Below are 8,775 nucleotides of genomic sequence, written 5' to 3'. Positions count from 1 at the left end.
GCGCAGCGCCACCCGCGCAACCACGCCCACCCGCCGCGCCGCCGCCTGAACCGCGCCGCGAGCCGCAGATGCCGCGCCCCGTGCCGCCGGGCGCCGGCGAACCCGGACGCCCACCAGCCATACGGCCGCAACCCGCGCCCCCGCCCTCCTCCGCGCCTCAGCCAATCCCGGCGGTGCCGCGCCCGGCTCCTCCAGCCCAGCCCAGCCAGCCTCAGGCCGTGCCGCTGCGCGCCCAGCCGCCCRTCCCGGGCCCCGGGCAGCCGCCGGCAGCCCGTCCGATTCCCGCCCCACAGGCGCAGCCGCCGGCAACCGCACCGTTGACGCCCCCAGCAGGAGGGCGCGCTCCCGGAGCGGCTCCGCAAACCCAGCCGCCCGCGACCGCCCCGCTGGCGCCACCTCCTGCCGGCCGTGCGCCCGGCACGCCACCGGCCGGCCAGGCGCCAGCGGCGGCTCCGGGCCAGCCCCCGGCGGCTCACCCGACGCCAGCACCGGTGCCAGGAACGGCTCCGCAAACTCAGCCGCCCGTGACCCAGCCGCTGGGGCCGCCTCCGGGTGGTCGTGCGCCCGGCGCGCCACCAGCCGGCCAACCGCCTGTGACCGCTCCCGGCCAGGCGCCAGCGACGGGTCCGGCCCACCCCCCGGCGGCTCGCCCGACACCAGCGCCGGTTCCAGGAACTGCCCCGCAAGCTCAGCCGCCCGTGACCCAGCCGCTGGTGCCGCCTCCGGGTGGTCGCGCACCCGGTGCGTCGCCAGGCGGCCAGCCGCCTTCTGCAACACCCGGTCAGGTTCCGGCGCCCCTACCCGCTCAGCCGCCGGCAGCAGCCCCGCTCGCCCCGCCCCCCGGCGGTCGCGCGCCCGGCGCAGTCCCGCCGCCCGTTGCACCGCCGCAGCCGGGCCAGACGCTCGCTCCGCCTCCGGCCGGCCAGCCTCCAGCCGCTGGACCCGGGCAACTGCCCCCGCCTGACCGGCAGGGCCGTCGCGGTGGCATCGGCCTCGGTGGCGCGGCTGCGATCGGCCTTGGCGTCGGCGTGCTCGGCGGCATCATGGCGACGCAGGGCGCGACCCGCCTCGACGATGTCCGCGGGCGCCGCGAGGAGCGCCGCGAGGGCGACGTCACGATCATTCGCGAGCCCGGTCGCACGATCATCCGCGACGACGACCGTGCCATCATCCGCCGCGACGAGACCGAGCGCTTCCGCGACCTCGGCTGGCAGGGACGGACCGAACGGCGCGGAGACGAGAACGTGACCGTGTTCGAACGGCCGGACGGCAGCCGCATCATCACCGTGACCGACGAGGATGGCCGCCTGATCCGCCGGACCCGGCGCATGCGCGATGGCGATGAGATCGTGATGATCGACAACACCCGCCGCGATCGGCCGGATATGCGCTTCTCGGACGAGGTCGTCGTGCTGCCGCCGCCGCCCCTGCCGATCCCGCGCGAGCGCTATATCGTCGACGCCGAGCAGGCCGACCAGCGCCTGATCTATGAGACGATCACCGCCCCGCCGATCGCCGCGATCCCACGCCGCTACACGCTCGACGAGGTCCGCTACTCGCCTGACCTGCGCGCCCGCATGCGCAGCGTCGATATCGACACGGTGACCTTCGAGACCGGGTCCTGGGAGGTCACCCCCAACCAGGCGCAGCGGCTCTCGGTGATTGCCGCCTCGATCAGCCAGGCACTGCAGCGCGCGCCGAACGAGGTCTTCCTGGTCGAGGGCCATACCGACGCCGTCGGCTCGGATGTCGACAACCTCTCGCTCTCGGATCGCCGGGCCCAATCCGTCGCCGAGATCCTGACGCGCGATTTCCAGGTGCCGCCGGAGAACCTGACGACGCAGGGCTATGGCGAGCAGTATCTAAAGGTGCAGACGCAGGAGGCCGCCCGCGAGAACCGCCGCGTCACGCTCCGACGCATCACCCCGCTGCTGGCCGGGCAGAACCAGCCGCAGTGAACCAATAGAACCGGCGCGGCGGGCGACCGTCGCGCCGGTCTCCCCGGCTCAGGAGATTCAGGAATCAGCAAGCTCTCCGGCTTAAGACCTATCGTAAGGAGAGTTGATGATGAGTGAGACATCCGTCGCGATCGCGCAGAGCTTTGCCGCAAGCCAGGCAGCCTCGACCCGCCAGACCTTGCAGACAGCGATGGTGAAGCAGCAGGCGACGTCCGACCAGGCGCTCGTGGATATGCTGCAGCAGAGCGCCGAGTCCCAGAAGGCTACTCTTGCCGCTGGCCAGGGCCAGAACGTCGACATTCTCGCCTGAGCCCGGCATTCCGGCGCCGCATGGCAGGGCCGCATCCCGCCCCTTGTCGGTTGCGTTCAAGAGCCGCCGGCCCTAACCTCCGCTTCGTTCCGAGGGGTGCTCGCAAGAGCTGAGATGGCGTCCAAAGCCGAACCCGTCGAACCTGATCCGGGTCATACCGGCGGAGGGACTGGAACGCGGCGTGCGCCACACGTGTACCCGCAGACAGCGACTGGACCGCTTCTAAACCCGGATCTCCTGAACCTTGGACCAAGGAGGAGATCCCATGAACGCCCACACCAAGCCCCAGAAGAATACCGTCAAGGCTGCCCCTCAAAGCGTGACGACCGGACCGATCATCGGCTCGCGCAAGATCTATGTCGCGCCGCCGGACCATCCCGAGATGCGGGTGCCCTTCCGCGAAGTTCAGCTCACCACAGATTCCGAGCCGCCGGTCCGGATCTACGACCCGTCCGGTCCGTTCACCGAGAGCGATGTCACGATCGACCTGAATGCCGGCCTGCCGCAGCCGCGCCGCGCCTGGCTCGATGCCTGCGGCTTCACGACCGTGCCCGGCCGCGCCGTCACTGCCGCCGATAACGGCCATATCTCGCCTGAACAGCTCGTTCCCGCCTGCCCGGCCTCACGCCCGATCCTCGAGGCGAAGCCCGGCCAGATGGCGACCCAGTACGAGTTCGCCAAGGCCGGCATCATCACGCCCGAGATGATCTATGTCGCGCATCGCGAGAATCTCGGCCGCGCCGCGATGCTCGAAGGCGCACGCGAGCGCCATGCCGATGGCGAGAGCTTTGGCGCCTCGGTTCCGGAATTCGTCACCCCTGAATTCGTGCGCGAGGAAATCGCCCGCGGCCGCGCCATCATCCCGGCCAATATCAACCACCCCGAACTGGAGCCGATGGCGATCGGCCGCAATTTTCTGGTCAAGATCAACGCCAATATCGGCAATTCGGCCGTGACGTCCGGCGCTGCCGAGGAGGTCGAGAAGCTGGTCTGGGCGATCCGCTGGGGCGCCGACACGGTGATGGACCTGTCGACCGGCCGCAACATCCACAACATCCGCTCCTGGATCCTGCGCAACTCGCCGGTTCCGATCGGCACGGTGCCGATCTACCAGGCGCTTGAGAAGGTCGGCGGCGACCCGATCAAGCTCGACTGGGAGGTCTTCAAGGACACGCTGATCGAGCAGGCCGAGCAGGGCGTCGACTATTTCACCATCCATGCCGGCGTGCGCCTGCCCTATGTCCCGCTCACTGCGAGCCGCGTCACGGGCATCGTCTCGCGCGGCGGCTCGATCATGGCGCGCTGGTGCCTCGCGCACCACAAGGAGAGCTTCCTCTACGAGCGCTTCGACGAGATTTGCGAGATCATGCGCAAATATGACGTCTCCTTCTCGCTCGGCGACGGCCTGCGTCCGGGCTCGATCGCCGACGCCAATGACCGCGCCCAGTTTGCCGAGCTGGAGACGCTGGGCGAGCTCACCAAGGTCGCCTGGGACAAGGGCTGCCAGGTGATGATCGAGGGCCCCGGCCACGTGCCGATGCACAAGATCAAGGAGAACATGGACAAGCAGCTGCGCGAATGCGGAGAGGCGCCGTTCTACACGCTGGGACCGCTGACCACCGACATCGCGCCGGGTTACGACCACATCACCTCGGGCATCGGCGCGGCGATGATCGGCTGGTTCGGCTGCGCCATGCTCTGCTATGTCACGCCCAAGGAGCATCTCGGCCTTCCCAACCGCGACGACGTCAAGACCGGCGTCATCACCTATCGGATCGCGGCCCATGCCGCCGATCTCGCCAAGGGCCATCCAGCGGCCAAGATCCGCGACGACGCGGTCTCGCGCGCCCGCTTCGACTTCCGCTGGGAGGACCAGTTCAACCTGGCGCTCGACCCCGATACCGCACGTTCCTTCCATGACGAGACCCTGCCGAAGGATGCCCACAAGGTCGCGCATTTCTGTTCGATGTGCGGGCCGAAATTCTGCTCGATGAAGATCACGCAGGATCTGCGCGCCGAAGTGCTGGCGATGGGCGAGAACGAACGCGCGGCGCTCGAGGGCATGGCGGAGAAATCGCAGGAATTCCTCGCCAAAGGCGGCAATCTCTACTTGCCGGCGGCGGAATGAGCGCGACGATGACCGCGGCCCGCCTCGACGCGACGGTCGTTGCAGGCGTGCTGGCGCGGGTGGCAGCGAGCCGCCCGCGGGTGCAATGCCTCACCAATACGGTGGCGCAGAACATTACGGCGAACATGCTGCTCGCCTTCGGCGCGATCCCGTCCATGGCGATCCATGTCGACGAGATCGCGGCAATGGCCGAGGGCGCCGGCGCGATCCTGATCAACATCGGCACGATCAATGCCGAGAGCGAACTCGCCATCCCGAAGCTGCTGGAGGTCGCGCGCGACCGACAGAAACCGCTGGTCTTCGATCCGGTCTTCGTCGAACTCTCGCCGCTGCGCCAGCACGTGGCGCGTGAGGTCCTGCGCCTGCCGAACATCGTCGTGCGCGGCAACGCGACCGAGATGGCCGCGCTTGCTGCCGATCTCGAGACGGCGCGCGAGCGCAACCTCACGCTCGTCACCACCGGCAAGGTCGACCGGATCATGCGCGCAGGCGGCATGCTGTCCGTCTCCCATGGCCATCCGCTGATGACGAGGGTCACCGGGGTCGGCTGCGCAGCGGGCGCCCTGATCGCGGCATGCTGCGCGGTCGAGGGCGATCCGGCAGTCGCGGCCGCCGCCGCGCTGACCGCCTATGGCGTCGCCGGCGAGATTGCGGCAGAGACATCGCAAGGGCCCGGCAGCTTCGCCGTGCACCTGATCGACGCGCTGGCAGGGATGGACGAGGCCACGCTGCGCGAACGGATTGGAGAGCACGGGTGAGCGTTGATATCCGCCTTTACGGCATTGTCGATCCGCAGATCGCGGCCGGGCGCTCGCTGGCCGACCTGGCGCGTGCCGCGGTCGATGGCGGCGCCACCCTGATCCAGCTGCGCGCCAAGACCGAGACGACGCGCGAGATGGTGCGCGAGGCCCGGGCCATCCGCTCGGCCCTGCACGGCACAAGGGTGCCGCTGCTGATCAACGATCGCGTCGATGTCGCGCTCGCTTCCGGTGCCGACGGCGTCCATCTCGGCGCCGACGACATGAAGCCGAACGATGCCCGCCGCCTGCTCGGGCCCCGCGCCATCATCGGCGCGACGCTGAAGCATGAGGATGAACTCTCCGCATTGGCCTCGGCGAAGATCGACTATGCCTGCATCGGCGGTGTCTTCCAGACCTCGCACAAGGACAATGCCGGCTCCTCGCTCGGTCTCGACGGCTTCACGGCCCTGCGGCGCAAGGCTGCTGCCGCATTGGGGCCGCTCCCGGTCGGAGCCATCGCCGGCATCACGGCAATGAATGCGGCCTCGGTCATCGAGGCAGGGGCTGACGGCATTGCCGTGATCGGCGCGCTGTTCGTGCAGGACGATGTCGAGGCCGCCGCGCGCGCACTGCGCGCGGTGCTCGAGCGGCTGCTGCCGACGCCGCCAGAAGCTCCCGCATCCACCTGAACCGTCACGCGGCAATGCCGGGCGCGCAGCCCCGCCACGAGCGCCCGGCCCCTTGCTTCGCGCCCGTCGCTCGCCCATGAACGGCACGACATCGAGGGAGCGCTGCGTCATGACGAATTATGTGATCGAACCGCCCGCCATCAACGCGGTTCCGGTAGCGGGTGGCGGGCTCTTCCCCGTGCGCCGCATCTTCTGCGTCGGACGCAACTATGCCGAACATACCCGCGAAATGGGGGGCGATCCCGACCGCGAGGAGCCGTTCTTCTTCACCAAGCCCGCGGACGCAGTGGTGATCAACGGCACCGACATGCCCTATCCCAGCAAGACCAAGGACCTGCACCACGAGATGGAGCTGGTCGTCGCGATTGGCACCGGCGGGCGCGACATCCCGGTGTCCGAGGCGCTCTCGCATGTCTATGGCTATGCGGCCGGGCTCGATATGACCCGCCGAGACCTGCAGGGCGAAGCCAAGAAGACCGGCCGCCCCTGGGACATGGGCAAGGGCTTCGACCAGTCGGCCCCGATCGGGGAGATCGTGCCGGCGAGCCATAGCGGCCATCCCGCGGCCGGCAAGATCGAGCTCACGGTCAATGGCCGCGTGCGCCAGACCTCCGATCTCGCCAAGCTGATCTGGAGCGTGCCGGAGACGATCGCCTATCTTTCCGGCCTCGTCGCGCTGGCTCCCGGCGACCTGATCTTCACCGGCACGCCGGAAGGTGTCGCGGCCGTCGTCAAGGGCGACGTGCTGGAAGGCGCCATCGACGGCGTCGGCACCGTCCGCACCCGGATCGCCTGAAGAGACTTCGAGGAACCTGACCATGCAGCTGACCCCTGACGCCCGCGGCGTCTATCCCATTGCGCCGACCCCCTTCACGCCCGATGGCGCCATCGACTGGACGAGCACCGATCGGCTCTTCGATTTCTACGCCGGCATCGGTTCTGACGGCATCACCGTGCTCGGCATCATGGGCGAGGCGCCGAAGCTCGAACCGGAAGAGTCCGTCGGGCTCGTCAAGCGCGCCGTCGCGAAGATGGGTGGCAAGCCGATCATCGTCGGCGTCTCGGCGCCGGGCTTTGCGGCTATGCGCTCGCTGGCGCGGCAGGTGATGGATCTCGGCGCCGGCGGCGTAATGATCGCCCCGCCGCCGAGCCTGCGCACCGACGACCAGATCGTCGGCTATTACGCCCAGGCCGTCGAGGCGATCGGCAGCGACATTCCCTTCGTCATCCAGGACTACCCGCTGACGCTCTCGGTGGTGATGACGCCGGCCGTGATCCGCCGCATCGTCCAGGACAACCCGTCCTGCGTAATGCTGAAGCACGAGGACTGGCCGGGACTCGAGAAGATCTCGACGCTGCGCAAGTTCCAGGCGGAAGGCAGCCTGCGCAAGATCGCGATCCTCACAGGCAATGGCGGGCTCTTCCTCGATTTCGAGATGGAGCGTGGGGCTGACGGCGCCAATACCGGCTATGCCTTCCCGGAATTGCTGATCGACGTCGTCCGCCTTTCCAGCGAAGGCAAGCGCGACGCGGCTCATGACATCTTCGACGCGCACCTCCCCCTGCTGCGCTACGAGCAGCAGCAGGGTGTCGGCCTCGCCGTCCGCAAATATACGATGATGAAGCGCGGCATCCTGGCCAGCGACGCCCAGCGCAAGCCGGGCGCCGGTCTGACGGCCGCGGCCAAGGCGGAAGTGGACTATCTGCTGACGCGGCTGGCAAAGCACGACCCGCGCGCCAAGTTCTGAAAGCCGGAATCGCGATGGCCCCCTCTCAACGAGAGGGGGCCATCGCCTTGTCTTCAAGCGCTCAGTGCGTGTGCTCGGCGGCGGCACCCTTGGCGCCGATCCCCTCGACCTTGAACTCGACCTCCACCACACCAGCCTTCTCGAAGGTCAGCGTGCCCTTGACGCGCTCATCCTGCTTCAGCGGCTGCTTCAGCTCCTGGAACATGATGTGGAAACCGCCGGGCTTCAGCTCGACCTTGGCGCCGGCCGGGATTTCGATACCCTTTTCAAGCTCGCGCATGGTCATCACGCCATTGGTGACCGCCATTTCATGGATCTCGCCGCGACCGGCGAAGGGCGCAGAGACCCCAATCAGCCGGTCGGGTGTCGAACCGGTATTCTCGATCGAAAGGTAGCCGCCGCCGACCTTGGCGCCGGCCGGCGTGGCGCGCGACCAGGGATGGCCGATTTTCAGCGGGCCAGCCTTGTAGTCATGGGCGAAGGCGGCGGCGCTCGCGAGTGTGAGCGCGATCGCGGCGAGGTAGTGAACGGGCTTATTCATCAGCATGGTCCTGAAAGAGGTCGCGGCCATTCGCGAATGGCCGGAAATCCCGGCTTGCGGCGGCCTGTCCGGCTGGCCGCGAGACGAGAGGGAGAGACGAAACCGTGTTCAGGATGCGATCGGCGGCGCTCGCGATTGCGGCAGCCCGAGGACCGCGCCATGGATGGCATCCGTCCGAATGGGAACGGAGCGCTCCAGCGGGGCCGCAAGGCGCGCGCCCACCGGCTGAGGCGGTACAGGAGGGATCGCAAGGGCAGGATTGATCGGGCAGCCGATGCAATGCTGGACGCCATTCGCCGGCTCCGGAACCTCGGACGTGTCCGAGACGGATTGCCCGGAGCACAGAACCGCACCTGCGAGCGCTGGATGAGCCGCAAAGGCTGATGCCGGCGCCAGGCCTGCCGCCAGAACGGCCAGCGCATAGACGGCCGCAAGCCAGGCTCCGAGGACGGAGCGGCGCAGCGTCTCAAGCGGGGGACCAAGGGCCGACATGGCGCGACTTGGCCTCGTCACCTGCTCTCCGTCAAGCTGCGCTCTGTCGCAGGGGGAGGTCCGCGGGATGGTCGAGGAGAGATTTCTGCCCCCTCGGCAACGGCGCGCGAAAGATTCATTCCCTTTCATTCGTTTCTTTAAAAGAACGATCGGGTTGACAAAGAGGACA

The 8,775-nt window shown here is 68.5% G+C and carries 9 protein-coding genes and 1 riboswitch; of the genes, 7 read left to right on the top strand and 2 right to left on the bottom strand.

Annotated features, from left to right (window positions below):
• The first annotated feature begins 698 nt into the window (after nucleotides 1-698).
• The 7 genes from AB4118_RS16845 (at nucleotide 699) to AB4118_RS16815 (ending at nucleotide 7,573) form a co-directional block, all read left to right on the top strand.
• The gene (locus AB4118_RS16845; RefSeq protein WP_441490812.1) at nucleotides 699-1,958 is read left to right on the top strand and encodes an OmpA family protein; all 1,260 of its coding nucleotides are present in this window, start codon (nucleotides 699-701) and stop codon (nucleotides 1,956-1,958) included.
• Nucleotides 1,959-2,067: 109 nt separating this feature from the next.
• A complete protein-coding gene (locus tag AB4118_RS16840; RefSeq protein WP_441490811.1) occupies nucleotides 2,068-2,268 on the top strand; it encodes a hypothetical protein in 201 nt (66 codons plus the stop codon).
• Between the two features lie 82 nt (nucleotides 2,269-2,350).
• Nucleotides 2,351-2,455, top strand: a riboswitch (TPP riboswitch).
• A 78-nt stretch (nucleotides 2,456-2,533) separates the two neighbouring features.
• Nucleotides 2,534-4,396, top strand: a complete 1,863-nt coding sequence (gene thiC / locus AB4118_RS16835; RefSeq protein ID WP_441490810.1) for a phosphomethylpyrimidine synthase ThiC — start codon at nucleotides 2,534-2,536, stop codon at nucleotides 4,394-4,396.
• Between the two features lie 8 nt (nucleotides 4,397-4,404).
• Nucleotides 4,405-5,154, top strand: coding sequence for a hydroxyethylthiazole kinase (locus tag AB4118_RS16830; RefSeq protein ID WP_441490809.1), 750 nt, complete (start codon nucleotides 4,405-4,407; stop codon nucleotides 5,152-5,154).
• Nucleotides 5,151-5,825 (top strand): thiamine phosphate synthase, encoded by a 675-nt coding sequence (gene thiE / locus AB4118_RS16825; RefSeq protein WP_441490808.1) that lies wholly within the window; start codon nucleotides 5,151-5,153, stop codon nucleotides 5,823-5,825. The genes AB4118_RS16830 and thiE overlap by 4 nt, the downstream gene beginning before the upstream one ends.
• A 109-nt stretch (nucleotides 5,826-5,934) precedes the next feature.
• The gene (locus tag AB4118_RS16820) at nucleotides 5,935-6,621 is read left to right on the top strand and encodes a fumarylacetoacetate hydrolase family protein (protein ID WP_441490807.1); all 687 of its coding nucleotides are present in this window, start codon (nucleotides 5,935-5,937) and stop codon (nucleotides 6,619-6,621) included.
• A gap of 22 nt (nucleotides 6,622-6,643) precedes the next feature.
• Nucleotides 6,644-7,573 carry a dihydrodipicolinate synthase family protein gene (locus AB4118_RS16815; protein ID WP_441490806.1) on the top strand — a complete coding sequence of 310 codons (930 nt, stop codon included), beginning with the start codon at nucleotides 6,644-6,646 and terminating at the stop codon, nucleotides 7,571-7,573.
• A 61-nt stretch (nucleotides 7,574-7,634) separates the two neighbouring features.
• Here the strand turns inward: AB4118_RS16815 and AB4118_RS16810 are convergent, their stop codons facing one another.
• The gene (locus AB4118_RS16810; RefSeq protein WP_441490805.1) at nucleotides 7,635-8,114 is read right to left on the bottom strand and encodes a copper chaperone PCu(A)C; all 480 of its coding nucleotides are present in this window, start codon (nucleotides 8,112-8,114) and stop codon (nucleotides 7,635-7,637) included.
• A 108-nt stretch (nucleotides 8,115-8,222) separates the two neighbouring features.
• A complete protein-coding gene (locus AB4118_RS16805; protein ID WP_441490804.1) occupies nucleotides 8,223-8,627 on the bottom strand; it encodes a hypothetical protein in 405 nt (134 codons plus the stop codon).
• Nucleotides 8,628-8,775 lie beyond the last annotated feature (148 nt).

Source organism: Allobosea sp. 2RAB26, from assembly GCF_052115465.1.
Taxonomy (GTDB): Bacteria; Pseudomonadota; Alphaproteobacteria; order Rhizobiales; family Beijerinckiaceae; genus Allobosea.
This window is presented reverse-complemented; position numbering and strand designations above follow the sequence as displayed.

Coding starts and splice junctions, on each gene's coding strand:
- AB4118_RS16840 (WP_441490811.1), top strand. CDS start 2,068: ATGAGTGAGACATCCGTCGCGATCGCGCAGAGCTTTGCCGCAAGCCAG.
- thiC (WP_441490810.1), top strand. CDS start 2,534: ATGAACGCCCACACCAAGCCCCAGAAGAATACCGTCAAGGCTGCCCCT.
- AB4118_RS16830 (WP_441490809.1), top strand. CDS start 4,405: ATGACCGCGGCCCGCCTCGACGCGACGGTCGTTGCAGGCGTGCTGGCG.
- AB4118_RS16820 (WP_441490807.1), top strand. CDS start 5,935: ATGACGAATTATGTGATCGAACCGCCCGCCATCAACGCGGTTCCGGTA.
- AB4118_RS16815 (WP_441490806.1), top strand. CDS start 6,644: ATGCAGCTGACCCCTGACGCCCGCGGCGTCTATCCCATTGCGCCGACC.
- AB4118_RS16810 (WP_441490805.1), bottom strand. CDS start 8,114: ATGAATAAGCCCGTTCACTACCTCGCCGCGATCGCGCTCACACTCGCG.